The organism is Pseudonocardia kunmingensis (assembly GCF_006716445.1).
Lineage (GTDB): Bacteria > Actinomycetota > Actinomycetes > Mycobacteriales > Pseudonocardiaceae > Pseudonocardia > Pseudonocardia kunmingensis.
Genome location: NZ_VFPA01000007.1, coordinates 266,309 through 291,351, shown reverse-complemented (window position 1 = coordinate 291,351; position 25,043 = coordinate 266,309). Strand labels below are relative to the sequence as shown.

Sequence of the window (25,043 nt, the reverse complement as noted above, 5' to 3'; positions counted from 1 at the left end):
CGCGGCGGGCAGCGTAGGCGCCATGACGACGAACCACACATCCCCAGGCCGCGTCCAGGCGGTCGTGCTCGACAGCGAACGGCCGGCCGCCCTGGCCGAGTTCTACCGCAGCGTTCTCGGCGGTGAGATCACCGAGAGCGGTGACGATTACGTGGCCCTCGCCGCCGACGGGGTGGCACTCGCGTTCCAGGTCGTGGCCGACGGGGGCCCACCCGCGTGGCCGCACGGGGGACGACGACTGCACCTCGACGTCGCGGTGCCGGACCTCGACGCTGCCCGCGCACGGCTCGTCGAGCTCGGTGCCCGGGTGCCGGATTTCCAGCCGGGTGGCGGCGAGTGGATCGTGCTGTTGGACCCGGAGGGCCACCCCTGCTGCATCGCGGCGGAGGTCTGACGTGGCGACCGTGCGCAAGGACGTCGTGCTCGGAGCGGACGCCGCCGACGTATGGGAGGCCCTGCGCGACTTCACCGCCGTGCACCAGCGGCTCTGCCCCGGCGTCCTCGTCGACTCCCGCCCGGGTCCAGGGGGGCGCGTGGTGACGTTCGCCGCCGGACCGGTCGTCCGCGAGACGTTGGTGGCCGTCGAGCCCGAGGAGCGGCGCCTCGTCTACGCGGTCGCGGAGAGCCCGTTCCCGTTCGCCCACCACCAGGCGTCGATGCAGGTGCTCCCCGCCGAGGCGGGATGCCGGCTGGTCTGGGTCACCGACCTGCTGCCCGACGAGGTGGCGCCCGCCGTGAACGCACTGGTCGAGGAGGGGGCCGCGGCGATGCGCCGGGTGTTCCCCGTGCCCGGTGATCACTGACCGGGATCGCTGCGCAGGCGGTCGATCACCTCGTCGTCCCAGCGGTGGGTGCGCATCAGGCGGTAGCGCTGCCCGGCGAGGTGCAGGTAGGCCTCGGCCTCGGTGCGGTCGCCGATGAGGTCGGCCTGCGCGAGCATCCGCACGACCGGCCGGAACTCCTCGGCGTACCAGCGGCGCGCCACCGTCGGGCGGTCGAGGAAGCGCCCCTCCTGCTGCATGAGCCGGAACCCCCACGCCTCGACGACCTCGCTGAGCACGGCGTAGGACCAGGCGCGGGTGACGAGGATCGTCGCCAGCGCCGGGCCGGGCAACGGCACCCGGTCGAGGAACACCCGCCGCAGGTCCTTGGTGATGAGGTCGCCGCGGCGCGCGATGCCGGTGGCGTCGATCTTCGTGGTGACCTCGGTGACGTAGGCGTCGATCGAGCGGAACCCGAGCGCGTGCGCCACGGAGACGCGGTGGTGGCCGTCGCGGACGAAGTGCAGGTCGCCCACCCGGTAGACGTCGATCGGCGGGATGGCCTCGCCTCGGCGCTGCGCCCGGGCCAGCCGCTCCCACCGCTCCCGGCTGCGGCCCGAGCGGGGGCGGAACCAGCGGTCGAAGTCGCGGGTGCGGTCGACGCTGCCCACGATCGAGTCCAGCGGGATCACCTGCAGCCCCCGCCGCCGCTCGCCGGTCTGGCCCAGAGCGGCCACGACCTCGTCGAACGGCAGCACCTCGGAGACGTCGTCCGGTTCGCGACGCAGCCAGCCCGCCAGCCGCGAGAGCACCTGCTTGCGCCGGATCCGCAGGAAGTCGTGCTCCGCGTCGGCGGCGGGGAACCCCGTGTCCGCCACTAGAGCTCCAGGACGCGCCGGCCCACGACGTTCACGACCCGGGTGTTCCCGATCATCCGGTCCGGAACCGCCTCGCCGTGGGGATGGATGTGGCCGTGCACCAGCAGCCGCGGGCGCAGCGCGGCGACCACGTCGTGCAGGCACTCGAAGCCGTGGTGCGGCGGGTCGGCGCGATCCCCGCAGTGCCGTGGTGGGGCGTGGGTGAGCAGGACGTCGACGGGCCTGCCGTCGGCCCGGGTACGGCGCCGCGCCGCGCGCACCAGCCGCCGGGCCCGCCGCGCCTGCTGCGCCTGCGTCCACTGGTTCGGGCCGGGCCGGTAGCGCACGCACCCGCCGAGCCCGGCGAACCGCAGCCCGGCCACGTCCACGACGCGTCCGTCGGCGTCGGTGAAACCGGCCGGGCCGGGCCAGGACGCGGGCATGCCCGCGCGCAGCCACAGCCCGGAGCGCTGGGAGTAGCCGGAGATGTCGGGATCGTGGTTGCCGGGGACGAGGACACCCGGTCGGTCGACGCTGTCGGAGATCTCCGCCAGGTAGTCGAACGGGAGGTCACCCGCGCCGATGACGAGGTCGACACCCCACCGGCGGGCGCCGCCCGCGGGCAGGCCTGCCGACACCTCGTCGCTCACCGCCAACGCCCGGACCACCCGGTTCAGCGTACGGGCACGCGACGGGAGGCCGCGGATGCGTCAGGATGCGGTGTGTGACTCCGTCGAAACCCGGACCGATCGAGCGTGGCGGGGTGGCACGCTCGTTCGACGCGCACGCCCGTAGCTACGACAAGCTCGTCGGGTCCAACCCGGGTTACCACGAGCACCTGCGGTTGTCGGCGAAGCGGATGGGGCTGCCCGACCGCGGCGCAGGCCTGCGCCTGCTGGACGTCGGGTGCGGCACCGGGGCGTCCACCGCCGCGCTGCTCGACGCCGCCCCCGAAGCGCAGATCATCGCCGTCGACGCGTCCACCGAGATGATCGGGCAGGCGCAGCGCAAGACCTGGCCGCGGGGCGTCCGGTTCGTGCACGGCAACGCCGAGAACCTGGCGATGAGCGGCATCGTCGGTCCCTTCGACGGGATACTGGCCGCATACCTGCTGCGCAACCTCGTGCACAAGGACGCCGCGTTGCGCCAGTTCCACCGCCTGCTGCGCCCCGGGGCGCCCATCGCGATCCACGAGTACTCGGTGCGCGACTCGCTGCGCAGCCGCATCGTCTGGACGGCCGTCTGCTGGGGCGTGATCATCCCGATGGGACGCCTGCGCGCCGGCTCGGGTGACCTCTACCGCTACCTGTGGCGCAGCGCGCTGCGCTTCGACGGCGTCACGGCGCTCACCGAGCGCCTGGCCGCCGCCGGGTTCGAGGACCTGCGCGTGCAGACCGTGCCCGGCTGGCAGCAGCACATCGTGCACACATTCCTGGGCAGGCGCCCCGCCGACCCGACGCCCGCGATCGACCCGGAGGCGAACACCCCGGCAGAGGGCATCAACATGACAAAGGGTCCCCCACCGGAACCCGGTCCCGCGTGACGAACGGCACTTTCGTCGGCTAGGTGGCGACGAATGTGCCGTTCGTTCGGGATGGGTGCCGGCGTAGGGTGGCCTCGTGCACCGGATGTTCCCGATCACCCCGCCGCCCCGCTCCTAGCGGGGCCGTCGACGCACTAATCCGGCCGTGACCGGCCCCGCTTCCGCGACCCCCTTCCCCTCGTCGCAGGAGCGCGTTCACCCGTGTCCATCGTTCGCACCACCCCCTCCTCCGGGGTGTCCTTCCTCGTCCTCGCCGGTGTCCTCTGGGGGAGCGGTGGCCTGCTCGGCCGCCTCTTCGGCGACGCCGCCGGCCTGTCCTCGCTCGCCGTCGCCACCTACCGGCTCGCCGTCGGCGGCCTGCTGATCCTCGGGTTCCTGCTGGTCAGGGGCTCCGCCCTGCCGCGGAGCCGGGCCGCGTGGGCGCGCATCGCCGCGACCGGCGTGCTGGCGGCCCTCTTCCAGGTCGCCTACTTCACCGCGGTGTCGCTGACCTCGGTGAGCGTGGCGACGCTCGTGACGATCGGCTCCTCACCGGTGCTCGTGCTGCTCGCGCGCCCGCGCGGCGTCGACCGGCGCCGGCTGCTGGCCGTCGGGCTGGCGCTGCTGGGCCTCGCGCTGCTCGTCGGGGTTTCCGGCGGACGGCGGGCCGGCGACCGGCGCGGCCATCACCGGCACGGTGTGCGCGCTGGTCGCCGCCGCAGGCTTCACAGCGATGTCGCTGCTCGGCGCGCGTCCCGTCCCCGGGCTGGACGCCCTGACGACCACCGGCGCGGCGTTCACCCTCGGCGGAGCGCTCCTGCTGCCGCTGGCGGCGGGCACGTCCGGAGTGGGGTTCGCCCCGGCACCGGCCTCGGTGGGGCTGCTGCTCGCGTTCGCCCTCGTGCCGACGGCAGTGGCGTACAGCTGCTACTTCCGCGGCCTGCGCAGCGCCCCGGCCGGGGTGGGCGTGCTGATGGCGTTGCTCGAGCCGCTGACCGCGGCCGTGCTCGCCGCCGTCCTGCTCGGGGAGCGGCTGGGGCCCTCCGGAACCGCAGGCGGGCTGCTCCTCGGGGTCGCGCTCGTGCTGACGGCACGCGGTGAGCGGGGTCAGGAGCGGGCGCGCAGGGCGTAGCGGCGCTCGGCGTAGGCGATGTCGTCGCGCCAGAGTCGCCGTGCGGCCACTCCCATGAGCGGCCGCACGGCGGAGGCGACGCGCTGCGCGTGCGCGAAGCCCGGACGCTCGGAGTGCGCCACCACCGCCTCGATCACGGCGGTGCGGGGCAGGCCGTCCTGGCCCGGCCGCAGGGGCGTCGCATGGGTCTCGACGACCGAGCCGGCGCCTTCGCCGTCCACGATCTCCATCGTGATCGTGCGGGCGTCGGGGCAGCTGAACTCGGCGCGCACGGGCACCCCGAACCGGGACCCGACGGTGAACGTCACCTCGACGAGGAACCGGTCCTCGGCGGGCGGGCAGTCCATCGGCGGCGCGCTGAGCACGCGCAGCGCCGTGAACGAGTAGGGGTGGAACCAGGCGCCGTGCCACGGGTCGAGCCGGTTGGCGATGACGTCCTCGGGCTCGCAGCGGCCGATGACGGTGGCGACGGCCGCGAGGCTGCGGTCCGCGGGCGGCCGGGGCCCGAGCACCGGGGCGGCCGTGGCGTCCGCGTCATCGAGGCGGACCCACGCGAGCACGCCGTCGTCGTACGCCGGCAGCGTGCGCCAGCCGGGGCGTCCGCCCGGACCGAGCGCGAGCCCGTGCCAGCGGCAGACCAGCTGCCCGTCGTGGACGGGGGCGTCGCACAGCGCGGCACCCAGGTGCGGGCACGCGCCCGGGCCGACGTGCAGCCCGCCGGAGCCGTCCCGCCACGCCACGAGCTCCTGACCGGCCACGACACGGCCGAACGCGCGGCCCGGACGGACCTCGCGGCTGCCGGCGAGCACGTACCAGCCGCCGGTGGACCGTTGCTCGGCCCGCCGCAGCGCGGCTCGGATCAGACCCGGCTTCGCGTCGGCCCACGTCGGCTGCTGCTCGGTCCAGCGCGGCCGGTGCAGCAGCCGCAGCGGGTTGACCGGACGGCGTTCGTTCACCCGCGAAAGGGTAAGAGCACTCCGGCCGCCGCGCGCGCCGACGCGGACGTGTCGGAACGGGAGACTCCCGCTGTCGGAACGGGAGACTCGCGCTGTCGGAACGGGAGACTCGCGCTGTCGGAATGGGGGACTCGCGGGGTCAGAGCCACTCGTTGCGGCGGAACACCCGGAACAGCGCGAGACACGTCGCGACGATCGCGATGAGCGTCAACGGGTAGCCGAGCGGCGAGTGCAGCCCGGGCATCTCGTCGAAGTTCATCCCGTAGAGCCCGGCGATCATCGTGGGCACCGAGATGATCGCGACATAGGCGGTGATCTTGCGCATGTCACTGTTCTGCCGCAGCGTGATCTTGGCCAGTGCGGCGTCGATCAGCGTGGTGAGCAGCTCGTTGAACCCGGCGATCCGCTCGGTGACGGTGACGAGGTGGTCGTCGACGTCGCGGAAGTACGAGCGGACGTCGTGCGGCACGAGCGAGCTGTAGCCCTCGGTGAGCTTGCGCACCGGCGCCCCCAGCGGGACGACGGCGCGGCGCAGCTCCAGCACCTCGCGCTTCATCACGTAGATCTGCTCGGAGTCGACGCTCGACCGCGGCGCGAAGACCTGGGTCTCCATGTCCTCGATGTCGTCCTCGATGGCCGTGGTGACGTCGAGGTAGCTGTCGACGACGTGGTCGGCGATCGCGTGCAGCACCGCGGCGGGACCGAGGGCGAGCTGCTCGGGGTCGGACTCCAGGGTGCGGCGCACCTCCCGCAGCGACGAGTGGTCGCCGTGCCGGACCGTGATGACGAAGTCGGCGCCGAGGAACACCATGACCTCGCCGGTCTCGACGATCTCGTGCTCGGCGCTCGGGTCCGGCCGCCCGCGGTAGCAGACGGTCTTGAGCACCATGAACAGCATGTCGTCGTAGCGTTCCAGCTTGGGGCGCTGGTGGGCGTGCACGGCGTCCTCGACGGCGAGCTCGTGCAGGCCGAAGACGTCGGCGATGCCGGTGATCTGCTCCTCGGCGGGCTCGTGGAGGCCGATCCAGACGAAGGCGTTGTCGCGCAGCCGGACCTCGGCGAGGGCCTCCTCGTGCGACCAGCGGCCGGGGAGGCGCTCGCCGTCGACGTAGACGGCGCAGTCGACGACGTAGGCCGAGATCGGGACGCGCAGCGTGTTCGACAGCACGGTGTCGCGGCTCCGCAGCGACGGGCGGTGGGCGCGGATGACAGGCCGGAGGGCGGACAGGGGCGGCACGGCATACCTCCGAGGGGTTCGGTCGGGACGGCGCCGAGCAGGGCTCGTGGCGCGTGTGGAACTCGCGTCCCGACCGGGGAGATCAGCCGATCGCCGTGTCGGGAACGCGGCGACTACTGCATCCGGGTGACTTCTGCACCGCGCTCACCTCCTCCGGTGTGTTCAGGGCCATGTCCGCGCAGCGCGGCCACGACCGGTCCACGGGCTAGATTACCCCCACCTGCTCCGTTCATCGGCGAGGGAGGCGGCAGCGTTGCAGTTCGGGCGGTACTACGAGGAGTTCGAGGTCGGTGCGGTCTACAAGCACTGGCCGGGCAAAACGGTCACCGAGTACGACGACCACCTGTTCTGCCTGCTCACGATGAACCACCACCCGCTGCACATGGATGCGCATTACGCGGGGGAGACCACCGACTTCGGTCGCAACGTCGTGGTGGGCAACTACATCTACTCGCTGCTGCTGGGCATGTCCGTGCCCGACGTCTCCGGCAAGGCCATCGCCAACCTCGAGGTCGAGTCGCTCAAGCACACGGCGCCGACGTTCCACGGCGACACGATCTACGGCGAGACCGAGGTGCTGGACAAGACGGAGTCGCGCTCCAAGGACGACCGCGGCGTCGTGCACGTGGCGACCCGCGGCTACAACCAGGACGGCACCGTGGTCTGCACGTTCCGCCGCAAGGTGATGGTGCCCAAGCGTTCGTACGGCGACACCCGTGGCGGCGAGCAGCCGGGCCGTCCCGAACCGCGGCTCTGACGCAATAGCCGACCTATCGCGGATCGGTCAGGAAGACGTTCGCCAGCTCGGGGTTGTAGGCGTGCACGAGGATGCCGAAGATGACGAGGTCGAAGGTCAGGTGGACGGTGACCACGTAGGGCAGCGACCGCGTGCGCGCGAAGATGTAGCCCTGCAGCAGCGCGAACGGCACGGTGAGCAGCGGTCCCCAGCCGCGATATCCCAGTTCCCAGAGGAACGACACGAAGACGACGGCCTGCAGGACGTTCGCCTGCCAGAACGGGAAGTGGTGGCGGAGCAGCGCGAAGACGACGCAGATGAAGAACAGCTCGTCCCACAGCCCGACCGCGTTCACCCCGATGAACAGCCGGACGATCTCATCGGCGCCGGCGATGTCCGGCCAGTTCCGGTAGGCGCCCGAGCCGAGGAAGTACACGGGCAGGATCAGGTAGCCCGCGACGACCACCACCGCCAGGTAGCCGTACTCGAACCCGCTCCACCTGTTGCCGGTACGGACCGGGAACTTGATGACGTCTTCCCGATACCACATTCGGGAGATGGCGTAGGGCAGGGCGACCGCCGCCGACAAGGTGATCGCGAACCGGGCCATCGCGGCGTTGCTCAGGTCCGCCTCCAGCGACATCGTGCTGATGACCACCAGCCCTGCGGCGATGAGGAGCAGGTGCCGCAGCAGGGCGCGGTCCACGACCGCTGCGACGGCGAGGCCCGCGACGATCAGCGTGTACCCGATCCAGCGCTCCTGCAGGCCGAACAGCGCGATCGCGGAGGTCGACACCAGTGCCGCAGCGAGCAGCCTGCTCCAGGCGGGCCGCGCGGCGAACCGGCCCTCGTCGTTGTCGGTCGTCGCGGCACCGGCGCTCACCGGGCCAGCATGGCCGGGCAGCGCCGGTGCGACAACTCCGCGGGGTGGACGGAGATCCCCGCCCGGCCTCAGGGCGGGAGGGCGTCCCAGTCGCGCAGCGTCTCCCACAGGTCGGGGACCAACGGGAGCTCTCCCATCGCGGCCGCGTCGCACCACCGCGCGTCCACGGCGTCGTCCCCCGCGAGCAGGGTGCCGCCGACCACGCGGCACCGGTAGTCCGCGATGTCGTAGGGCCCGCGGCGGACGCGGCCGACCAGCGCACCTGGTACGACCACCAGGCCGGTCTCCTCGGCCATCTCCCGGGCGAGCGCGGTGGCGTCGTCCTCGCCCTCCTCGACGCGGCCGCCGGGGAGCGACCACAGTCCGCGACCGGGTTCGTTGGCCCGCCGGACGAGGAGCAGCCGTCCACCCCGGTCGTAGGTCAGCGCCCCCACACAGGGGACGATCCGCTCACGCTCGGTCATCGGGTGTGATCATATGGGCCCGCGTGCCGGATACCCTGGACACCACTGGTGCGGTACAAATCAGGTGCACGGGTCTCCGTCACGTCCAGAACGGTGGTTGTGGTGAACGTCAAGAAGATCGTCGGAGTGCTCGCGATCGCGCTGCTCCTCTGGTTCGTCTTCACGCAGCCCGACAGCGCCGCCGGGTCGATGCAGAGCATCGGCACCACGCTCCGCAACGGTGCCGATTCCGTCATCCGCTTCTTCACACAGCTCGTCTAGGCCGTGCTCGCCCCCCGCGAGATCGACGAGTACCTGCTCCCCACGGAGCGCAGGGTGATCCGCGTGCGGCAGCACTGGGCCGTCATGCTCAACCACGTCACGTCCACGGCGCTGTTCCTGCTGGTGCTCGTCATCGGCGAGCGGATGCTGCCGGACAGCGTGCTCATCGACAACCTCGCCTTCTACCTGGCGCTGGTGGCGGTGCTGCGGTTCACGGTGCTCACGATCCTGTGGTGGATCGAGCGCATCGTCATCACCGACAAGCGGGTGATGCTCGCGCAGGGCATCATCACGCACAACGTCGGCATGATGCCGCTGGGCAAGGTCACCGACCTCACGTTCCGGCGCTCGCTGTCCGGGCGCCTGTTCGGCTACGGCACGATCGTCGTGGAGTCGGCGGGCCAGATCCAGGCGCTCAACCGGATCGACTACCTGCCCCGCCCCGAGGAGATCTACGAGGCGCTCTCGGAGCTGGTGTTCGGGGAGAAGGGCAAGACCCGCGCCACCGGCATGCTGGCGCGCCCGCGTTGGCGCCGCTGAAGCCGCCCGGAATCCACCCGGGGTTAACCTCAGGCGTGCCCCGCCCCCGCATCGACCTGCACACCCACTCCACCGCGTCGGACGGCACCGACGACCCCGCCCGGCTCGTCACGGTCGCCGCGGCCGCGCAGATCGACGTCCTGGCGATCACCGACCACGACACCACGTCCGGCTGGGCGGCGGCCGCGGCGGCCCTGCCTCCGGGGATGCGCCTGCTGCGGGGGGCGGAGTTCTCGTGCGTCTGCCCCACCGGGCGCGGTGACCGTGACGTCGCCGTGCACCTGCTCGGCTACCAGTTCGACCCCGAGCACGCCGCGATCGTCGCCGAGCAGGCGCGGCTGCGGGCCGAGCGCGTGGAGCGGCTGCACCGGATGACCGAGAAGATGGCCGCCGACGGGTACCCGGTCGACACCGACGCGGTGTTCGCGCAGCTCCCGGCGGGTGCCAGCGCCGGACGCCCCCATCTGGCGCGTGCGCTCGTGGCCGCGGGCGTGGTCGGGTCGGTCACCGAGGCCTTCGCCACGCTGCTCTACAACGGCAGCCCCTACTACGTGCCGAAGTCCGACACGCCGGTGCGCACGGCGATCGAGATGGTCCGCGCGGCCGGCGGCGTCGCCGTGTTCGCGCACCCGCTCGCCCGCAAGCGGGGCCGGGTCGTGGAGCCGTCCGTCATCGTCGAGCTGGCCGCGGCCGGGCTCACCGGCGTGGAGGTCGACCACCCCGACCACGCACCGGAGGACCGCGAGCTCCTGCGGGGGCTCGCCGCCGAGACCGGCCTGGTGGTCACCGGCTCGAGCGACTACCACGGCACGAACAAGACCACCCCGATCGCGGCGGAGACGACCGCGGCCGAGGCGCTCGAGCGGCTGCTCGACAACGCCACCGGGGTCGACGTCCTCACCGGGTGAGGCACCCGGTGGGCGAAGGCGCCCGGGCGAGGGGACCGTCGGCCGGGGCGGATACCGTCGTCGGCGTGGACGGTGGCACGCAGCTCGGGTTCGACTTCCCGACCACCCGGCTCGTGCGGGTCACGCCGTCCAAGCTCGCCACGTGGGACGACTGCCCGCGCCGCTACCGGCTCACCTACCTGGACCGGCCGGCTCCGTCCCGCGGTGGCGCGCGGGCGGGCAGCACCCTCGGGGCCGTGGTGCACCTGGCCCTGCGGGCCCTGTTCGACCTCCCGCCCGCGCGGCGCACGCCGGAGGCGGCGGCCGCGCTCGTCGACCGGTACTGGAGCAGCGAGGGCTTCCGCGACGCCGCGCAGGCCGACGAGTACCGGGAGCGGGCGCGCGGCTGGCTGGCCGACTACGCCGCGGAGCTCGAGCCGGACGCGGAGACCGTCGGGCTGGAGCGCTGGGTCTCGGTGGCGACCGACCGGATCGTCGCGGAGGGGCGGGCGGACCGCATCGACCGCCGCGGCGACGAGCTCGTCGTCGTCGACTACAAGACCGGGCGCCGCAGGCCCACCCCCGACGACACCGCGGCGTCGCAGGCGCTGGCCCTGTACGCGGTGGCCGCCGAGCGCACGCTGCACCGCCGGTGCACCCAGGTGGAGCTGCACCACCTGCCCAGCGGGGAGGTGGCGGCGTGGCGCCACGACCCGGCGTCACTGCAGGGGCACGTCCGGCGGGCGGAGACCACCGCGGAGGAGCTCGACTCCGCCGCGGGCGCGCTCGCCGCGGGCGGCGGTGCCGACGCGCTCTTCCCCGCCCGTCCCGCTCCGCGCTGCGGGCGCTGCGACGTGCGCCGCCACTGCCCGCAGGGCCGGGCCGCCGCCCCCGAGGAACCGCCGTGGGCCGGGCTCGCGCCATGACCGAGGCCCGCGGCGTCCGGCTGCTGCGCGGGCTGGCCGGGCTGCTGGCGGGCGGCCTGGTGGCCCTCGTGCTGGCGCTCGTCGGCGCCTGGTTCCTCGCGGAGCGGCTCGGGGTGCCCGGGCCCACCGGCGCGACGATCGCGGGGCACGCCGTCGCCGCGGTCCTGGCGGTGCTGGCCCAGCGCCAGGCCGACCGCAGGCGCGACGGCGTCGCGGCGGTCGCCGCGCTGGCCGTCGTGCTCGTCACCGCGGTGGTGCTGGCCGTCCAGTGGCTCGCCTGACGGCCAGCATGCCGGTGCGCAGCGTCGCGAGGCCTGCGGTGGTGGCCAGTTCCTCCCCGGGCACCCGAGGGAGGCCGTAGAGCCGCTTCGCCCACCCCGGCATCATCCCGATCGCCACGGCCGCCACCGCCGTCCAGGCCGGCCGCGCGGGGGTGAGCAGCGCGACGCGCCACGGCATCGGGGCCAGCAGCAGCCGCCGCGCCGCCCGCATCGCCGTCGGGCTCGCGACGAGCTCGGGCCGGACGGCGGAGAAGTAGGCCTCCACCTCGGCCCGGCTGCCCGGCAGGTCCGTGCCACCCAGCAGGGCACCGGCCCGCACCTGCTCGGCGAGGAACCGGTCCTCCTCGGCCTCGTCGATCAGCCCCAGCCTGCGCACCGCGGCGGAGAACGAGCTCACCTCCGTGACGTGCACCCAGCGCAGCAGGTCGGGGTCGTCGGCGGAGTAGGGCCTGCCGGTGACCGGGTCGATCCCGCGCACCCGGCGGTGGATCGCGCGCACCCGGGCCACGGCGCGGTCGGCGGTGGCCGTCTCGGCGAACGCGAGCGTCGTGACGTACCCCGCCGTGCGCTGCAGCCGCGGCCAGAAGTCGGCGGGGAACGACGAGTGCTGGTCGACGCCCGCCATCGCGCGCGGGTGCAGGGCCTGCAGGAACAGCGCGCTGATGCCGCCGACCAGCGCCGCCGGATCGCCGATGACGCGGCGGGTGGCGCTGCCGGGCGGGAAGTACCCCGGTGCGGTCGGAGAGGGCGATGCGGTGCTCACGAGAACAGGTTCACCCGGTCGGGACGGATCGGCGAGTCGAGCCGCTGATCGTCACGCCGGGTGCAGGGCGACCACCTCGGCGCCGCGCTGCTCGAGCAGCACCTCGCCGATCGACGCGAGGCGCACCGGCCCGTCCGGTCGCGCGACCGGGATCGTGCGCAGCGCGGAGCCGGCGACGGCGTCGAGGACGAGGAGCCCGTCCGGGACGGGCACGAGCAACCCGCCCGCGTGCGCGACGGCCGGACCGACCGTCCCGGGGACCGACCACAGCGGCGTCAGCTCCCGCGCGTCGAGCGCGATCGTGCGCGACCCGGTCCACCAGGAGAACCGCTCGCCGTCGGTCTCCACGGCGGCGGCGCCACCCGGGGGGTCGGTGATCTCGGCGTCCGGGACGTCCAGCGGGTGCTCGGCGACCTGGCTGCCCGCGGCGTCGAACACCAGCAGGCGCGCGGGGCCGGGGAGTACCACCGCGGCGCGGTCCGCGGACACCGCCAGCAGCACCGCCCCCGTGCCGGGCAGCGGGACCGAGAACTCCTCCTGCGGCTCCTCGGCGCCGTCCTCGCCGTCCGGCGCGAGGACCGTCAGCCGGTCGGTGGGCTCGCCGGGACAGCGCTCCACCAGGCCGAGCCGGTCGGAGCCGATCGCGGTGGAGGCGTGCGAACAGCGCGGGCGCGGCTGCTGGTCGGGCTGTGCGGCCGCCGGGACGGCGCCGTACTCCAGGGTCTTGACCAGGTCGCTGCGCAGGACCTCGAGGTAGTCGCTGCCCGTCGCGACGACGGACGAGCCGGACGCGAGCAGCCGGGTGCCCGGGTGCGCGTCCGGGTTCGCGGCGCCGGCGCGCGCCCCGGTGTCGGGGCGCAGCGCGGTGAGCTCGCTGCAGTACCCGGAGCCGCCCGCGTACAGCGCGAGAACGCGCCCGACGCCGTCGTCCGCGCGGGGGAACCCGGGAGCCACCGTGCACAACGGCCGGTCGCGCTCGTAGCTCCAACGCTCCTCGCCGGTGACGGCGTCCCGCCCGACGACCCGGTCGCCGTCGGCGGTGACGACGGCCGGCCCGGCGACGGCGGGGACCACGGTGGCGCCGCTGGGCGCGCGCCATCCTTCGGCCAGTGCCGCGGGCACGCCCGTTGCGGGCGGCGGAGGCGCGATCGGTGCGGCCGCGGGCCGCGACGTCGTGGCGACGACGTCGCTCGTGCCCCAGAGCACGGCGGCCGCGCCGAGGAGCACGGCCGTGAGCGCCGCCGCGACGACGAGGTCGCTGCGGCGGCGCCGTTCGGGCCGGAGCCGCGCCGGGCGCGGGCGCGCGTCGGTGTCGGGAGCCATCCCCGGCCTGCTGCGCGGATCAGCTCGCGGCGGCGTCCGAGGCCTGCGTTTCGACGGCCGACTCGCCCGCCGGGCGGCGACGGGCGCCACCGCGGCGACGACGCCGGCGCGGGCGGCCGCCCTCGGAACGCTCGCCGGCGTCCGGGCCGGTCCCGGCGTCGACGCCGGTGTCGGCGCTGGTGTCGGCGCTGCCGGCATCGGCGGTGCGGACGTCTGCCGTGCTGACGTCGGTGGCCGTGTCGCGGGGCGACTCGGCCGCGTCGGCGGCGGACTGGTCGGGCCCGCTGAGCGTGACGCCCGCGCGGCTGCGCGTGCGGGCCCGCGAGCGGGGCCGCCGGGCGGGGATCACCTCGTCCTCGTCCTGGCGACGACGGCCGCTCGGCTTGTCGCGCTTGCGCTTGCTGCCGTAGTCGCCCTCGGTGTCGACGTACTCGGCCTCCAGCCCGGCCCGGGTGCGCTTCGAGCGCGGCAGGCGGCCGGTGGCGCTGGTGGGGATGCCGAGCTCGGCGTACAGGTGGTCGGACGTCGAGTACGTCTCGACCGGCTCCTCGATGCCCAGGCTGAGATCGTCGCTGATCAGCTTCCAGCGGGGGATCTCGTCCCAGTCGACGAGGGTGACGGCCACGCCCTCCTTGCCGGCGCGGCCGGTGCGGCCGATCCGGTGGACGTAGGTCTTCGAGTCCTCGGGGCACTGGTAGTTGACGACGTGCGTGACGTCGGTGACGTCGATGCCGCGGGCGGCCACGTCGGTGGCCACCAGCACGTCGACCTTGCCCGAGCGGAACGCGCGCAGCGCCTGCTCGCGGGCGCCCTGGCCCAGGTCGCCGTGCACGGCGGCGGCCGCGAAGCCGCGGTCGGCCAGGTCGTCGGCCACCCGCTGCACCGTGCGCTTGGTGCGTGCGAAGATCATCGTGAGGCCGCGCTCCTCGGCCTGCAGCACGCGGGTGAGCAGCTCGACCTTGTCCATCGCGTGCGCGCGGTAGACCAGCTGGCGGGTGCGCTCGTGCACCGAGCCCTGGTCGGCCTCCTCGGCCCGGATGTGCGTGGGCCGGTGCAGGAAGGCGCGCGACAGCGCGATGATCGGGCCGGGCATCGTGGCCGAGAACAGCATCGTGTGCCGCTTCTCGGGCAGCATGCGCATGATCCGCTCGACGTCGGGCAGGAAGCCGAGGTCGAGCATCTCGTCGGCCTCGTCCAGCACGAGGGCCTGCACGCGGCCGAGCACCAGGTGGCGCTGCTCGGCGAGGTCGAGCAGGCGGCCCGGGGTGCCGACGACCACGTCGACGCCCTTGCGCAGGGCGGCGAGCTGCGGCTCGTAGGTGCGGCCACCGTAGATGGCGGTGACCCGGATGCCGAGGTGCTTGCCGGCGTCGGCGATGTCCTTGGCGACCTGCACGCACAGCTCGCGCGTGGGCACCACGACGAGAGCCTGCGGGACGTCCTTGGTGCGGTCGGCGGCCTCGCCGTGGGCGTCGGCCGCGGGCTGCTCCGAGGGTGGGACCACGCGCTGCAGCAGGGGGACGCCGAAGCCGAGCGTCTTGCCCATGCCGGTGCGGGCCTGGCCGATCACGTCCTCGCCGGCGAGCGCCAGCGGGAGGGTGAGCTCCTGGATGGCGAACGTACGCTCGATGCCGGCCTCGGAGAGCGCCTTGACGATCTCGGGGCGGACGCCGAGTTCGGCGAAGGTGGGGGACTCGGCCTTGACGGGGGCTCCGGCCTGGAGGGGATGCGCCTCCACGACCTCGTCGGTCGGGTCGGCGGTCGGGGGGTTCTCGATGACGGGGTTCTCGACAGCGGGATCCTCGACGGGGACGTCGTTCACCGCTTCGTTCTCGACGGACAGGTTGATCGCCTCTCTCCGCGCACAGGAGCCCGGGGCCGGCTCGTCGACCACCGGCGCGGACGCGCTCGGGCGGGAGAGCAGGCAAGGCGCTGCACGCACCATGTCGTTGCGGCTCCGGACGCGTTCCCGGGGTTCGGGACCACAGACCGGCGACCGCCGGTGAGCGCGCGCCCCAGCCGGGCACTGCGCTACCGCACATCCTACCGGTTTCCGCTCGTGGCGACAGCCCGGCACGCCCGCAGGCGCCGTGAGGTGCGCCTCCGCGGCCGGTCCGGCCGCCCTGGCGCCGCCGATCGTGACATCCGTCACCGGGCGCCCGCTCGACTAGGCTCGCCCACATGGAGACTGCGCAGGCGGCGGACCCTGCCGGAGCGGACCGGGCCACCGTCGACCTGCTGGGCGTGCTCGCCTACGGGGAGCTGTCGGCGTTCGACCGGCTGGCCGAGGACGCGCGGCACGCGCCCACGCTCGCCGGCCGGGCGGCGCTGTCGGCCATGGCCGCCGCCGAGATCGGCCACTTCCGGATGCTCGAGGAGCACCTGCACGGGCTCGGCGTGCCGATCGAGGACGCGATGCTGCCGTTCGTGGCGCAGTGGGACGCCTACCACGCCTCCACGGCGCCGCGCAGCTGGCTGGAGTCACTGGTGAAGGCCTACCTCGGCGACGGCCTCGCGGCCGACTTCTACCGCGAGATCGCCGGGTGGCTGCCGGGCCCCACCGGCGCCCTGGTGCAGCAGGTGCTGGCCGACACCGGGCACAGCGCCTTCGCCGAGCGCGAGGTGAAGGCCGCGTGCGCGAGCGGGAGGCAGGTGCACGACCGGCTCGCGCTGTGGGGGCGCCGGCTGCTCGGTGAGGCCGTCACCCAGGCCCAGCACATCGTCGCCGAGCGCGACGAGCTCGCCGAGTTCATCGTGTCCGGTTCCGGCGACCTGTCCGGCATCGCGGCGCTGCTGCGGCGGCTGCAGTCCAACCACGGCAAGCGGATGGCCCGCCTCGGACTCAACTGAGCGGCCGGGAGTTCGCCCACGGCGGAGCGCCCGCGACCTCACGGCCCCCTCTGCTCGTCTAGCCTGGGCCGCGCACCCAACAACCAGCTCGACCAGGAGGTCCACCGGTGGAGGTCAAGATCGGCATCGCGGAGAGCGCGCGCGAGCTCGTGGTGTCCAGCGACCAGACGCCGGACGAGGTCCAGGCGCTGGTCGACGACGCGATCAAGAACGCCGACGGGCTGCTGCGCCTCGTCGACGACAAGGGCAGGCGCTACCTCGTGCGCGCCGCCCAGATCGCCTACGTCGAGATCGCGCCCGCCGCGGCGGGCCGCGTCGGCTTCGCGATCGGCTGAGGCCCCCGTGAGTGGATACGGGTGCTCCGGCACCCGTATCCACTCACGAGTCAGTCGTCGAGGTCCGGCTCGTCCAGCGCGAACGGCGGCCTGCCCACGCCGGTGACGCGGTAGCGGCCCCACGGGTCGACCTCCCCGAGACGCCCCTCCGCGCGGGCGCCGTCGGTGCGCAGCTCGATCCGCCCGCCGGGCAGCTCGCCCGCGTCGTCCGCGGGCCGTACGCGCCCGAACCAGTGCAGCCGACCGTCCTGCGGTTCGTGCCGGGCGTCCAGCCGGGCGTGCACGGGCACGTCCCGCCCGCCGACGGTGAGGACCGCCGGGCCGGTGTAGCCCTCGTCGTCGTCAGCCACGCCCGACCTCCGGGACCGTGAGGCCGCCGGGGGCGTCCGCCATCGCGAGCACGCCCGAGATCCCGCCCCAGATGATCGTGGTCAGGTAGTCGGTGAGCGCGGCGCGGCTCATCGTGCGCCGCTCGAGCCACCAGTCGCCCGCGCTCTGCACCATGCCGACGAGCCCCTGCGCCCATGCCTCCGCGCCGCCGGAGTCGAGGCCGAGCGCCCGCATCCGCTCGCCGATGACCATGGCCAGCATGCGGGCGATCTGCTCGCGGGCGTCCTCGACGACCTCGGCCCCCGCCGCGCGCTCCACCGGGTGGTGCACGACGAAGCGCCACAGCTGCGGCTCGTCCTCGATCCCGGCGAGGAACGCGTCGATCACGCCTCGGATGAGCTGCGCGGGCTCGCGTTCGGGGTCGATCTCCGGGGCCATCCGGCCCAGCAGCATCTGCGCCGCCTGCTCGCCGACCGCGCGCTGCAGGTCGGCCCGGTCGGTGAAGTGCCGGTAGAGCACCGGCTTGGTGATGCCCGCCGTCGCCGCGATCTCCGCGACGGAGACGCCCGGCCCGTGGGTGCGCACCGCCTCGATGGCCGCCTGCACCATCTCGGCGCGGCGCTCGGCCCTGCGCTGCTGGCGGTCGGCCGGGGTGGCCGCCTTGACACGGGGCTCGTCGCGAGGCACGGTACCAGTGGTAACAGTTACCGCCGGTAACAGCAAGAGTCGTCGGGAGGCCGGAACGATGGCAGCGACAGCGGTGTCCGCCCGAACCCCCGCCCGCGTGCTCGTCACGGGCGCGGCGGGCGGCTTCGGTGCGCCCACCAGCATGCGGTTGCGCGAGCGGGGAGCCCAGGTCGTCGGGCTCGACGTCGCCGGCGGCGACGGCGTGCTCGCCTGCGACATCACCGACACGGCCGCCGTCGAGGCCGCGGTCGGCGAGGCCGTGCAGCGGCTGGGCGGCCTCGACGCCGTCGTGCACTACGCCGGCATCGGCATCCCGAACGACGCGGGTGGCCCCCTCGAGCCGGACGCGCTGCGCGTCATCGACGTCAACCTGCTGGGCGCGTGGCGGGTCACCGCCGCGGCGCTGCCCGCGCTGACCGCGAGCCGGGCCGAGCGCGGCGGCGCGCGCGGCCGGGCCGTCTTCGTCTCCAGCGAGCTGGCCTACCTCACGCTGCCGTTCGTGTCGGCCTACAGCGTCGCGAAGCGCGGCATGGCGGCCTACGCCGACGCGCTGCGGCTCGAGTACGGCACCGAGCTGCACGTCAGCACCGTCTACCCGGGGTACGTGCGCACGCCGATCCACGCCGCGGGCGCCGAGGTCGGGCTCGCGCTCGAGGGCCAGGTGCGGCGCGAGGAGGTCGAGGACGTCGTCGGCACCGTGCTGCGCGTCCTCACCGCGGGCCGGCCGCCGCGCGACACCGCCTGCACGCGCGCCGGCAACCTGGAGCTGTGGGCCGGCCGGCACCTGCCCGGCGTCGTGGGCCCGGCCGTGGCCCGGCGCATCCGCGCGCAGGCCGCCGCGGGCCGCTTCGACGGATCCCCGCTGGCGGCCGGCCTCGTCGCGCGGCTGACCGGCCGCGCCCCGCAGCGGAGCGCCCGGTGACCCGCGCCGTCGGGGACCGGGAGGCCACGGCCGAACGGCTGCTGCGCTCGTCGCTGGAGCACTCCTACGAGCCGGGCATCGACATCGACTGGGACGCCCCGCTCGTCGACGGGGCCTGGGCGGTGCCGCCGCACCGCGTCTCGCTCTACGGCACGCCGCTGTGGGACGCCCTGAGCGAGGAGCAGCGGCACACCCTCGCGGTGCACGAGATCTGCAGCATCGCCCGCATCGGCCTGTGGTTCGAGATCATCCTCATGCAGATGCTGCTGCGCTACGCCTACGACCGTGACCCGCGCCGGCGCCACATCCAGTACGCGCTCACCGAGATCGCCGACGAGTGCCGGCACTCGGTCATGTTCGCGAGGATGACCGAGCGCTACGGCGTGCCGGACTACGCGCCCCGACGCGTCACCCACGAGCTGGGGCGGCTGTTCAAGACGGTCGGCACCGGGCCCGCGATGTTCGCCGGCACCCTGTTCGTCGAGGAGATCCTCGACCAGCTGCAGCGCGAGGCAATGCGCGACGACACGGTGCAGCCGCTCACCCGCATGGTCAACAAGATCCACGTGACGGAGGAGGCGCGGCACGTCCGGTACGCCCGCGAGGAGCTGGTCCGGATCATGCCGAAGACCAACCGGGCGCAGCGCGAGCTCGCCCGCTACCTCGCGGCGCGGATCGCGTTCGTCGTGGCCCGCAACCTCGTCCACCGCGACGTCTACGCCTCCGTCGGCATCGACCCCGCGGTCGGGCACCGCGCGGCCCTCGCGAACCCGCACCACCGGGAGACGCTGCACTGGTCGGCGCGCAAGCTCGTGCCGTTCCTGCGCGAGCAGGGCATCATCGGCGGGCCGACCGAGATCCTCTGGCGGAAGGCCCACCTGGTCCGATGACGAGCCGCACGATCCCCGCCGCCGACGGCGTGCCGCTGCACGTCGAGGTCGACGGCGCGGAGGACGCCCCGGTCACGGTCGTGCTCGCGCACGGATGGACCCTGGACCACCGCACCTGGGGGCCGGTGGCCCGCTCGCTGGCCACCGGCGACGTGCGCGTGGTCCGGCCGGACCACCGCGGGCACGGGCGATCGGCCGCCGTGGACCCGGAGTCGATGACGATCGACCAGCTCGCCGACGACCTCGCCGCCGTCGTCGCCGCCACCGCGCCTTCGGGCCCGCTCGTGCTCGCCGGGCACTCGATGGGCGGGATGACGCTGATGGCGCTGGCCGAGCGGCACCCGGACGTCGCGGCCCGCGCTGGCGGCGTCGCGCTGGTGGCCACCGCGAGCGGGGGGCTCGCCGAGCGGCCGTTCGGCCTGTCCCCGCGCGGGGTCGGGGTGTTCCGCAGGGTGGAGCAACTCCTCTACGGCACGCCCGGCTGGTCGGCGCGCGAGACGCTCGGCGACAAGCGGCTGCTCGCGCCCGGGATGCGCTGGTTGCTGCTCGGGCCGGGGGCGGGCGCCGAGGCCCGGCGGATCACGTGCGATGCGGTGGCCGGATGCCGCCCGCTCACCGTCTCCGGCTTCCGGCCGACGCTCGAGGCCCACGAGCGCGACGCCGCGCTGGCCGCGTTCGCCGAGATCCCGACGATCGTGCTCGTCGGCTCCCGGGACCGCCTCACGCCCGTGAGCGCGTCCCGGCGCATCGCCGACGCGCTGCCCTCCGCGGACCTGACGATCTTCCCCGACGCCGGGCACATGCTGCCGCTGGAACGGGTGTCCGGGGTGGCGAGCCGGATCGCCGCCCTGGCCGCCGGCGCCGCGAGGGCCTCCCGGCCGCACCGCCGGACGGCCTGATCCGATCACTGGCTGATCGGTGTAAGACGTACGTGGGTGCGGTTGCCCGCAAAGTGGTGTGCGGCTCGGCCTGATCATGGCCGGCAGATCGTCGCGAGTCGTACCAGGCTGCTGCGGTAGCGGCGCTGGTGTGCGGCTCGCCACGATCACCGGGGCGGACCTGGTCGTGCCGGTCGTCCGGTCATCCCGGCGCGGCCGGTTCGCGGTCGCGGCGGGATCGGACCGGTGGCAGCGGGGGCGCGTTGGCCGGCGTCCGGAGCCGGGCGCCCATCGCCCGGAGCCGGTCCTCGTGGGCGCGGGCGTGGTGGGCGCAGAAGTGCAGCTCGCCGAAGGGCAGCTCGGCCCGCACCCGGGCCGTCGCGGGGCAGCGGTCGCAGCGCTCCGGGAGCGTCTCGGGGGGTGTCATCGTCACGCCGCCTCGAGCAGCGCGCGGCCGTCGGCCGTCAGGCGCGCGGGGCCGGGGCCGGTGCTGATCAGGCCCGCGTTCGTCAACCGGCGGCCGACGAACTGGTCGCAGCAGCCCACACCGTCGACGGCGAGCAGGCAGCCCGTCGAGAGGGTGCAGCGTCCGGCCGCGACGGCCCGGAGCACGGCGCGGTCCCGGTGGCTGAGGATCGTGCTGGTGGTGGTGGTCATCGCCGGCTCCCTCCCGGTCGGCGCGCCCGTGTGGCGCGTTCCCTGATGAGACCGGCGCCACATCCGGAACTCATCGCGGCACCGCGAGTCCGCTCTGGGCGAAAGCGGGTTCGCCGCCCGCGAAGCGGCGGGGGCGCAGCGCCCGGACGCCTCTAGCGTCCGGGGCGTCCACCCCGGAGGTGCTCGAATGCCCACCACGGAAGTCCGTGCGCGCAGCGTCCTGCCGTCGTTCGTCGAGCGGACGAGCTACGGCCACCAGGAGACGAACCCCTACAGCAAGCTGTTCGAGGGGCGGATCGTCTTCCTGGGCGCTCCGATCGACGACGTCGTCGCGAACGACGTCATGGCGCAGCTGATCTGCCTCGAGTCGAGCGAGCCGGACCGCGAGATCTCGATGTACATCAACTCGCCGGGTGGCTCGCTGACCGCGATGACCGCCATCTACGACACCATGCGCTACATCCGGCCCGCGGTGCACACCTACTGCCTCGGGCAGGCGGCCTCCGCCGCGGCCGTGCTGCTCGCGGCCGGGGCGCCGGGGCGGCGCTCGGTGGTGCCGAACGCCCGCGTGCTGATCCACCAGCCGAGCGTGGACGTCATCCGCGGCCAGACCTCCGACCTGGAGATCCACGCCGCCGAGGTGACCCGCCTGCGCCGGCAGCTGGAAGCGGCGCTCGCCGAGGCGACGGGCAGGCCGGCCGAACGCGTGCGCGACGACATCGAGCGCGACCTCATCCTCACGGCCGACGAGGCGGTGGCCTACGGGCTCGCCGACCACGTGGTCTCCAGCCGCAAGCCCGCCCGATAGGAAGGACCGCCGATCATGCCCCAGGGCATCGCCACCCTCGACGACTCGGTCTACGACCGGCTGCTGCGCGAGCGCATCGTCGTGCTCGGCCAGGAGGTCGACGACCCCGTCGCCACGAAGCTGATCGCGCAGCTGCTCCTGCTCGCGGGGGAGGACCCGCACGCGGACATCACGCTCTACATCAACTCGCCGGGTGGCTCGGTCTTCGCCGGCATGGCCATCTACGACACGATGCACGCGATCGAGCCGGACGTCTCCACCGTCGCCACCGGGATGGCCGCGTCGATGGGGCAGTTCCTGCTGACGGCCGGAGCCCCCGGCAAGCGGTTCGCGCTCCCGCACTCCCAGGTGATGATGCACCAGCCGTCGGGCGGCGCGGGCGGCTCGGAGTCCGACATCGTGATCCGTGCGGAGATGCTGGGGAAGCTCAAGCGGCAGATCGCCGAGCTCACGGCCGCGCACTCCGGGCAGCCGGTGGAACGGATCGAGGCGGACTTCGACCGCGACCGCTGGTTCAGCGCCCAGGAGGCCGCCGACTACGGCCTGGTGGACCGGGTCCTCCGTTAAGGCTCCCCCACCTGACGAACGGCACTCTCGTCGGCACCTAGCCGACGAAAGTGCCGTTCGTCATGCGAAACCCGTTTCCGGAGCCCCTGCTTGCGGGGCGAGCATCGGCGCTGACGGGCGTCAGTCGTGCACCAGGGGGAAGCCGGCGAGGCCGCGCCAGGCGAAGCCCGACATCAGCGCGACGGCCTCGTCGCGCGGCACGCTCCGGTCGGAGTCCAGCCAGTACTGGGCGGCCACCTGGCTCAGGCCGACCAGCCCGACGGCGAGCATCCGGGCGCGCGGGGCGTCCAGCCCGGCGTCGGTGGTGACGGCCGCGGCGACCGTGTCGATGCAGCGGGTGAGCGCGCCGTCCACGACGGCCGCCGCCTCCGGCTCGCCGCGCAGGTCGGACTCGAACACCAGGCGGTATGCCTGGCCCTCGCCCGCCACGAAGTCGAAGTAGGCCGACACGGCGGCGTGCACGCGCTGCTCGTTGTCGTTCGTACCGCGGATCGCGTCGGCGACCCGTTCCACCAGCTCGTCGGCGTAGGTGGTGAGCAGCGCGCGGTAGAGCTCGAGCTTGCCGGGGAAGTGCTGGTAGAGCACCGGCTTGCTCACGCCTGCGCGTTCGGCGATGTCGTCCATCGCGGCGGCGTGGTAGCCGTGCGCGGCGAAGACGTCCCGCGCGGCCACGAGCAGCTGGGCCCGGCGTGCGTCGCGGGACAGCCGGGTGCCGCGGTGCACCGGTGCCGGTGCCTCGGTCATGCGGTTGCCCTCCCGTCGTCCACCCGATCGGGTGCGGAGGCACACCTTACCCGCCGGTAGTGCCGAACCGCTGGAGCCGCAGGCTGTTGGCGACGACCACGAGCGCGCTCGTCGCCGTCGCCGCGGCGGCGAGGACCGGCCCCAGCACCCCGGTGGCCGCTGCCGGGAGCGCGGCGGCGGTGCAGGCGAGTGACCAGGCGACGTTCGCCCTGGCCACGCCGGTGGCCCGGTGGGCCAGCCGGATGGCGTCCACGGCGGCGGGCAGGCCGTGGTGCGCCGGAGCGGCCGGGTCCGTGCGGACCGCCAGGTCCGCGGCGGCGAGCGCGGCGGCGTGCGTCGCCTCGGCCACCACGGCCACGCGGGCCCCACAGGCCCGCAGCCGGTGCACGACCGCGGCCTCGTCCTCGCCGGAGAGCCCGGCGTGCACGGCCTCGGGGTCGATGCCGCACCTGCCGGCGACGTAGCGCGCCGCCGGCTCCGCCTGCGCCGCCAGCAGGACCGGCCGGACGCCGAGCTCGCGCAGGGCGTGCACGGCCGCGGCGTGGGACGCGGCCACGGCGCCGCCGACGGCGAGCACGGCCCGTGCCACGCCGTCCCAGGCCACGGCGACGGGGGTGCGCCCGGCGGCCACCGCCTGCGCCGGGGCTCCCGCCAGCTCGGCGGGCAGGGCGATGCCGTGCGCGGTCAGGAGCTCGACCTCGCCGACCAGCACGGCGTGCGCGATCACCATCGGCTCCCCGCCCTCGTCGGTGACGACCTCCGCGACGATGCCGCGGGAACCCAGGTCGTCCACGGCGTCGAACTCCGCCACGCCGAGGAGCGCCTCCGACGCCGCGGCGACGGCGCGGTCCACCGGGCGGGCGGACTCCTGCGCGACCGAGCCGGCCATGCGGAGCGCGTCGTGCCGGCCGACGCCGTCCGCGAGCCGGACCTCCTGCACCTCCGGCCCGCCGGTGGTGAGCACCTCCGTGCCCGCGACCACCACGGTGTCGACGCGGAGCGTGCCGGCCGAGGCGTCGGGGAGCAGGAGCCCGAGCCGGGCACCGCGGCCCGCGGCCACCAGCAGCGGGGTCGCCGTCGCCAGGTGCAGCGCCACCGGGGCGGCGACCAGCAGCACCGCCAGCGCGGTGGCGAACGCCGCGACGGCGGGGGCGCCTGCGCCGAGCCGGTAGCCCAGCGTGGCCACCGCGACCACGCCCACGACGGCGACGGCGAGCGACTCCGCGCGCCGCAGCGTCACGAGACCTCCCGGGCCGAGACCGCGAACGTGGCGGTGCGCACGGCGCCGGCGTGCCGGAACTCCAGGTACAGCCGGTAAGTGCCGGGGGCCGTGGAACCGGTCGTGAACGCGAGTCCGGGCCCGGAGCGGTCGGTCGGGGCCGGCGCGGGCCCGCCGGAGCGCACCGGCAGCAGCGCCAGGTCCTCGAGCCGCAGCACGACGAGGTGCCCGAACCCGCCGAGGTGCGGCTCGAGGTCGGTGACCGCGGCGCCGTCGCGAGTGATCGTGGCGAACACCTGCGACGGGCCGCCCGGGACGAGCTCGCCGTCCAGCCGCACCCGGTAGCCGTCCACCAGGGCAACCCGGGACTCCGGCGGTGCGGGGGCGGGCGCGGCGGCAGGCGGGGTCGGCGCGCTCGGGACGGCCGGCGGGGGCGCGGGGCGCGGGGCCGTGGACGCGCCGACGCCCCACGCGACGGCGAACACGGCCGTCACCGCCACGACGGTGCCGGCGAGCCGCGTTCCGGTGCCCATGTCCGCCTCCTCCCCCACGGGGTACAACGGCGCGGGAGCGCGTCGATGACGTCCCCCACAGGCGCGAGTCCCGTCACCGGGAGTGGCCACCCGC

General features: G+C 74.5%; 34 protein-coding genes and 1 pseudogene. 18 read left to right on the top strand and 17 right to left on the bottom strand.

Annotated elements, in window-relative coordinates; all coding sequences use genetic code 11:
* Positions 1-22 precede the first annotated feature (22 nt).
* Entirely contained in the window at positions 23-394 is a 372-nt protein-coding gene (locus FB558_RS40340; protein WP_142064145.1) for a VOC family protein, read from the top strand.
* A gap of 1 nt (position 395) precedes the next feature.
* A complete protein-coding gene (locus tag FB558_RS40335) occupies positions 396-803 on the top strand; it encodes an SRPBCC family protein (RefSeq protein ID WP_142064142.1) in 408 nt (135 codons plus the stop codon).
* Here FB558_RS40335 and FB558_RS40330 read toward each other — a convergent pair.
* Together FB558_RS40330 and FB558_RS40325 are read right to left on the bottom strand one after the other, a co-directional pair.
* Positions 797-1,639: a ParB N-terminal domain-containing protein gene (locus tag FB558_RS40330; RefSeq protein WP_142064139.1), complete on the bottom strand. Its 843-nt coding sequence runs from the start codon at positions 1,637-1,639 to the stop codon at positions 797-799. The genes FB558_RS40335 and FB558_RS40330 overlap by 7 nt on opposite strands.
* The gene (locus tag FB558_RS40325; protein ID WP_142064136.1) at positions 1,639-2,286 is read right to left on the bottom strand and encodes a metallophosphoesterase family protein; all 648 of its coding nucleotides are present in this window, start codon (positions 2,284-2,286) and stop codon (positions 1,639-1,641) included. Before FB558_RS40325 ends, FB558_RS40330 begins: the two co-directional genes overlap by 1 nt.
* A gap of 47 nt (positions 2,287-2,333) precedes the next feature.
* On the opposite strand from FB558_RS40325, the gene FB558_RS40320 reads away from it, so the two are divergent.
* Positions 2,334-3,161 (top strand): class I SAM-dependent methyltransferase, encoded by an 828-nt coding sequence (locus tag FB558_RS40320; protein WP_142064133.1) that lies wholly within the window; start codon positions 2,334-2,336, stop codon positions 3,159-3,161.
* A 201-nt stretch (positions 3,162-3,362) separates the two neighbouring features.
* Positions 3,363-3,722: pseudogene (locus FB558_RS45045) on the top strand (EamA family transporter); the annotation flags it as partial.
* On the opposite strand, the gene FB558_RS45040 reads toward FB558_RS45045, so the two are convergent.
* Complete coding sequence (locus FB558_RS45040; RefSeq protein ID WP_246107115.1) at positions 3,690-3,827, bottom strand: hypothetical protein; 138 nt, start codon at positions 3,825-3,827, stop codon at positions 3,690-3,692. The pseudogene FB558_RS45045 and the gene FB558_RS45040 overlap by 33 nt on opposite strands.
* Before the next feature lie 10 nt (positions 3,828-3,837).
* Between FB558_RS45040 and FB558_RS45035 the strand changes: the two genes are divergently transcribed.
* Positions 3,838-4,272, top strand: a complete 435-nt coding sequence (locus FB558_RS45035) for an EamA family transporter (protein WP_246107114.1) — start codon at positions 3,838-3,840, stop codon at positions 4,270-4,272.
* Here the strand turns inward: FB558_RS45035 and FB558_RS40310 are convergent.
* Together FB558_RS40310 and FB558_RS40305 are read right to left on the bottom strand one after the other, a co-directional pair.
* A complete protein-coding gene (locus FB558_RS40310) occupies positions 4,248-5,228 on the bottom strand; it encodes a DUF5914 domain-containing protein (protein WP_211367186.1) in 981 nt (326 codons plus the stop codon). The two genes, FB558_RS45035 and FB558_RS40310, sit on opposite strands and share 25 nt — an antisense overlap.
* A gap of 139 nt (positions 5,229-5,367) precedes the next feature.
* Positions 5,368-6,435, bottom strand: a complete 1,068-nt coding sequence (locus FB558_RS40305; protein WP_425468167.1) for a magnesium and cobalt transport protein CorA — start codon at positions 6,433-6,435, stop codon at positions 5,368-5,370.
* Between the two features lie 283 nt (positions 6,436-6,718).
* Between FB558_RS40305 and FB558_RS40300 the strand changes: the two genes are divergently transcribed.
* Positions 6,719-7,222 (top strand): MaoC family dehydratase, encoded by a 504-nt coding sequence (locus tag FB558_RS40300; protein ID WP_142064127.1) that lies wholly within the window; start codon positions 6,719-6,721, stop codon positions 7,220-7,222.
* Positions 7,223-7,235: 13 nt separating this feature from the next.
* Here the strand turns inward: FB558_RS40300 and FB558_RS40295 are convergent, their stop codons facing one another.
* Together FB558_RS40295 and FB558_RS40290 are read right to left on the bottom strand one after the other, a co-directional pair.
* A complete protein-coding gene (locus tag FB558_RS40295) occupies positions 7,236-8,084 on the bottom strand; it encodes a CPBP family intramembrane glutamic endopeptidase (protein WP_142064124.1) in 849 nt (282 codons plus the stop codon).
* 68 nt (positions 8,085-8,152) lie between these two features.
* Positions 8,153-8,548: an NUDIX hydrolase gene (locus FB558_RS40290; RefSeq protein WP_142064121.1), complete on the bottom strand. Its 396-nt coding sequence runs from the start codon at positions 8,546-8,548 to the stop codon at positions 8,153-8,155.
* A gap of 102 nt (positions 8,549-8,650) precedes the next feature.
* Between FB558_RS40290 and FB558_RS43675 the strand changes: the two genes are divergently transcribed.
* The 5 genes from FB558_RS43675 to FB558_RS40270 all read left to right on the top strand — a co-directional run bounded on the left by FB558_RS43675 (position 8,651) and on the right by FB558_RS40270 (position 11,443).
* Positions 8,651-8,809: a hypothetical protein gene (locus FB558_RS43675; RefSeq protein WP_170231762.1), complete on the top strand. Its 159-nt coding sequence runs from the start codon at positions 8,651-8,653 to the stop codon at positions 8,807-8,809.
* Between the two features lie 3 nt (positions 8,810-8,812).
* The gene (locus tag FB558_RS40285) at positions 8,813-9,349 is read left to right on the top strand and encodes a PH domain-containing protein (protein WP_142064118.1); all 537 of its coding nucleotides are present in this window, start codon (positions 8,813-8,815) and stop codon (positions 9,347-9,349) included.
* Positions 9,350-9,384: 35 nt separating this feature from the next.
* Positions 9,385-10,257, top strand: coding sequence for a PHP domain-containing protein (locus FB558_RS40280; protein ID WP_142064115.1), 873 nt, complete (start codon positions 9,385-9,387; stop codon positions 10,255-10,257).
* Between the two features lie 65 nt (positions 10,258-10,322).
* A complete protein-coding gene (locus FB558_RS40275) occupies positions 10,323-11,162 on the top strand; it encodes a RecB family exonuclease (protein ID WP_142064112.1) in 840 nt (279 codons plus the stop codon).
* Positions 11,159-11,443: a hypothetical protein gene (locus FB558_RS40270; RefSeq protein ID WP_142064109.1), complete on the top strand. Its 285-nt coding sequence runs from the start codon at positions 11,159-11,161 to the stop codon at positions 11,441-11,443. Before FB558_RS40275 ends, FB558_RS40270 begins: the two co-directional genes overlap by 4 nt.
* Here FB558_RS40270 and FB558_RS40265 read toward each other — a convergent pair.
* The 3 genes from FB558_RS40265 to FB558_RS40255 are packed head-to-tail and all read right to left on the bottom strand — an operon-like array spanning position 11,406 to position 15,351.
* Positions 11,406-12,206, bottom strand: a complete 801-nt coding sequence (locus FB558_RS40265; RefSeq protein WP_142064106.1) for an oxygenase MpaB family protein — start codon at positions 12,204-12,206, stop codon at positions 11,406-11,408. The genes FB558_RS40270 and FB558_RS40265 overlap by 38 nt on opposite strands.
* Positions 12,207-12,257: 51 nt before the next feature.
* Positions 12,258-13,529: an Rv3212 family protein gene (locus FB558_RS40260; protein WP_142064104.1), complete on the bottom strand. Its 1,272-nt coding sequence runs from the start codon at positions 13,527-13,529 to the stop codon at positions 12,258-12,260.
* Between the two features lie 19 nt (positions 13,530-13,548).
* On the bottom strand, positions 13,549-15,351 hold the full coding sequence (locus FB558_RS40255) for a DEAD/DEAH box helicase (protein WP_484291701.1): 1,803 nt from the start codon (positions 15,349-15,351) through the stop codon (positions 13,549-13,551).
* A 359-nt stretch (positions 15,352-15,710) separates the two neighbouring features.
* Here FB558_RS40255 and FB558_RS40250 point away from each other — a divergent pair, with 359 nt between their 5' ends.
* Both FB558_RS40250 and FB558_RS40245 read left to right on the top strand, forming a co-directional pair.
* Positions 15,711-16,379 (top strand): ferritin-like fold-containing protein, encoded by a 669-nt coding sequence (locus FB558_RS40250; protein WP_142064098.1) that lies wholly within the window; start codon positions 15,711-15,713, stop codon positions 16,377-16,379.
* 107 nt (positions 16,380-16,486) lie between these two features.
* Entirely contained in the window at positions 16,487-16,714 is a 228-nt protein-coding gene (locus tag FB558_RS40245) for a DUF3107 domain-containing protein (RefSeq protein WP_142064095.1), read from the top strand.
* Between the two features lie 50 nt (positions 16,715-16,764).
* On the opposite strand, the gene FB558_RS40240 is transcribed toward FB558_RS40245, so the two are convergent.
* The gene (locus tag FB558_RS40240) at positions 16,765-17,064 is read right to left on the bottom strand and encodes a DUF4873 domain-containing protein (RefSeq protein WP_142064092.1); all 300 of its coding nucleotides are present in this window, start codon (positions 17,062-17,064) and stop codon (positions 16,765-16,767) included.
* The gene (locus FB558_RS40235; RefSeq protein WP_246107113.1) at positions 17,057-17,731 is read right to left on the bottom strand and encodes a TetR family transcriptional regulator; all 675 of its coding nucleotides are present in this window, start codon (positions 17,729-17,731) and stop codon (positions 17,057-17,059) included. The genes FB558_RS40240 and FB558_RS40235 overlap by 8 nt, the downstream gene beginning before the upstream one ends.
* A gap of 58 nt (positions 17,732-17,789) precedes the next feature.
* Between FB558_RS40235 and FB558_RS40230 the strand changes: the two genes are divergently transcribed.
* The 3 genes from FB558_RS40230 to FB558_RS40220 are packed head-to-tail and all read left to right on the top strand — an operon-like array spanning position 17,790 to position 20,442.
* Positions 17,790-18,653 carry an SDR family NAD(P)-dependent oxidoreductase gene (locus FB558_RS40230; protein ID WP_142064087.1) on the top strand — a complete coding sequence of 288 codons (864 nt, stop codon included), beginning with the start codon at positions 17,790-17,792 and terminating at the stop codon, positions 18,651-18,653.
* Positions 18,650-19,543 (top strand): AurF N-oxygenase family protein, encoded by an 894-nt coding sequence (locus tag FB558_RS40225; RefSeq protein ID WP_142064085.1) that lies wholly within the window; start codon positions 18,650-18,652, stop codon positions 19,541-19,543. The genes FB558_RS40230 and FB558_RS40225 overlap by 4 nt, the downstream gene beginning before the upstream one ends.
* Positions 19,540-20,442: an alpha/beta fold hydrolase gene (locus FB558_RS40220; protein WP_142064082.1), complete on the top strand. Its 903-nt coding sequence runs from the start codon at positions 19,540-19,542 to the stop codon at positions 20,440-20,442. The genes FB558_RS40225 and FB558_RS40220 overlap by 4 nt, the downstream gene beginning before the upstream one ends.
* A 181-nt stretch (positions 20,443-20,623) precedes the next feature.
* Here the strand turns inward: FB558_RS40220 and FB558_RS40215 are convergent, their stop codons facing one another.
* The gene (locus FB558_RS40215) at positions 20,624-20,848 is read right to left on the bottom strand and encodes a DUF7455 domain-containing protein (protein WP_142064079.1); all 225 of its coding nucleotides are present in this window, start codon (positions 20,846-20,848) and stop codon (positions 20,624-20,626) included.
* Positions 20,849-20,850: 2 nt separating this feature from the next.
* Complete coding sequence (locus FB558_RS40210; protein ID WP_142064076.1) at positions 20,851-21,078, bottom strand: hypothetical protein; 228 nt, start codon at positions 21,076-21,078, stop codon at positions 20,851-20,853.
* A gap of 187 nt (positions 21,079-21,265) precedes the next feature.
* On the opposite strand from FB558_RS40210, the gene FB558_RS40205 reads away from it, so the two are divergent.
* On the top strand, positions 21,266-21,886 hold the full coding sequence (locus tag FB558_RS40205; RefSeq protein WP_142064074.1) for an ATP-dependent Clp protease proteolytic subunit: 621 nt from the start codon (positions 21,266-21,268) through the stop codon (positions 21,884-21,886).
* Between the two features lie 15 nt (positions 21,887-21,901).
* Positions 21,902-22,453 (top strand): ATP-dependent Clp protease proteolytic subunit, encoded by a 552-nt coding sequence (locus FB558_RS40200; RefSeq protein WP_142064072.1) that lies wholly within the window; start codon positions 21,902-21,904, stop codon positions 22,451-22,453.
* Between the two features lie 120 nt (positions 22,454-22,573).
* Here FB558_RS40200 and FB558_RS40195 read toward each other — a convergent pair whose 3' ends face one another.
* The 3 genes from FB558_RS40195 to FB558_RS43670 are packed head-to-tail and all read right to left on the bottom strand — an operon-like array spanning position 22,574 to position 24,949.
* A complete protein-coding gene (locus FB558_RS40195; protein WP_142064069.1) occupies positions 22,574-23,197 on the bottom strand; it encodes a TetR/AcrR family transcriptional regulator in 624 nt (207 codons plus the stop codon).
* Between the two features lie 46 nt (positions 23,198-23,243).
* Positions 23,244-24,437, bottom strand: a complete 1,194-nt coding sequence (locus tag FB558_RS40190) for an HAD family hydrolase (RefSeq protein WP_170231789.1) — start codon at positions 24,435-24,437, stop codon at positions 23,244-23,246.
* Positions 24,434-24,949: a hypothetical protein gene (locus tag FB558_RS43670; protein ID WP_170231788.1), complete on the bottom strand. Its 516-nt coding sequence runs from the start codon at positions 24,947-24,949 to the stop codon at positions 24,434-24,436. Before FB558_RS43670 ends, FB558_RS40190 begins: the two co-directional genes overlap by 4 nt.
* Positions 24,950-25,043 lie beyond the last annotated feature (94 nt).

Excerpts from the sequence above, each read along its gene's own strand:
- FB558_RS40200 (WP_142064072.1), top strand. The coding sequence starts at position 21,902 with ATGCCCCAGGGCATCGCCACCCTCGACGACTCGGTCTACGACCGGCTG.
- FB558_RS40260 (WP_142064104.1), bottom strand. The coding sequence starts at position 13,529 with ATGGCTCCCGACACCGACGCGCGCCCGCGCCCGGCGCGGCTCCGGCCC.
- FB558_RS40220 (WP_142064082.1), top strand. The coding sequence starts at position 19,540 with ATGACGAGCCGCACGATCCCCGCCGCCGACGGCGTGCCGCTGCACGTC.
- FB558_RS40250 (WP_142064098.1), top strand. The coding sequence starts at position 15,711 with ATGGAGACTGCGCAGGCGGCGGACCCTGCCGGAGCGGACCGGGCCACC.
- FB558_RS40210 (WP_142064076.1), bottom strand. The coding sequence starts at position 21,078 with ATGACCACCACCACCAGCACGATCCTCAGCCACCGGGACCGCGCCGTG.
- FB558_RS40215 (WP_142064079.1), bottom strand. The coding sequence starts at position 20,848 with ATGACACCCCCCGAGACGCTCCCGGAGCGCTGCGACCGCTGCCCCGCG.
- FB558_RS40230 (WP_142064087.1), top strand. The coding sequence starts at position 17,790 with ATGGCAGCGACAGCGGTGTCCGCCCGAACCCCCGCCCGCGTGCTCGTC.
- FB558_RS40195 (WP_142064069.1), bottom strand. The coding sequence starts at position 23,197 with ATGACCGAGGCACCGGCACCGGTGCACCGCGGCACCCGGCTGTCCCGC.
- FB558_RS40340 (WP_142064145.1), top strand. The coding sequence starts at position 23 with ATGACGACGAACCACACATCCCCAGGCCGCGTCCAGGCGGTCGTGCTC.
- FB558_RS40320 (WP_142064133.1), top strand. The coding sequence starts at position 2,334 with ATGCGGTGTGTGACTCCGTCGAAACCCGGACCGATCGAGCGTGGCGGG.
- FB558_RS40270 (WP_142064109.1), top strand. The coding sequence starts at position 11,159 with ATGACCGAGGCCCGCGGCGTCCGGCTGCTGCGCGGGCTGGCCGGGCTG.
- FB558_RS43670 (WP_170231788.1), bottom strand. The coding sequence starts at position 24,949 with ATGGGCACCGGAACGCGGCTCGCCGGCACCGTCGTGGCGGTGACGGCC.
- FB558_RS45040 (WP_246107115.1), bottom strand. The coding sequence starts at position 3,827 with ATGGCCGCGCCGGTCGCCGGCCCGCCGTCCGCCGGAAACCCCGACGAG.
- FB558_RS40290 (WP_142064121.1), bottom strand. The coding sequence starts at position 8,548 with ATGACCGAGCGTGAGCGGATCGTCCCCTGTGTGGGGGCGCTGACCTAC.
- FB558_RS40205 (WP_142064074.1), top strand. The coding sequence starts at position 21,266 with ATGCCCACCACGGAAGTCCGTGCGCGCAGCGTCCTGCCGTCGTTCGTC.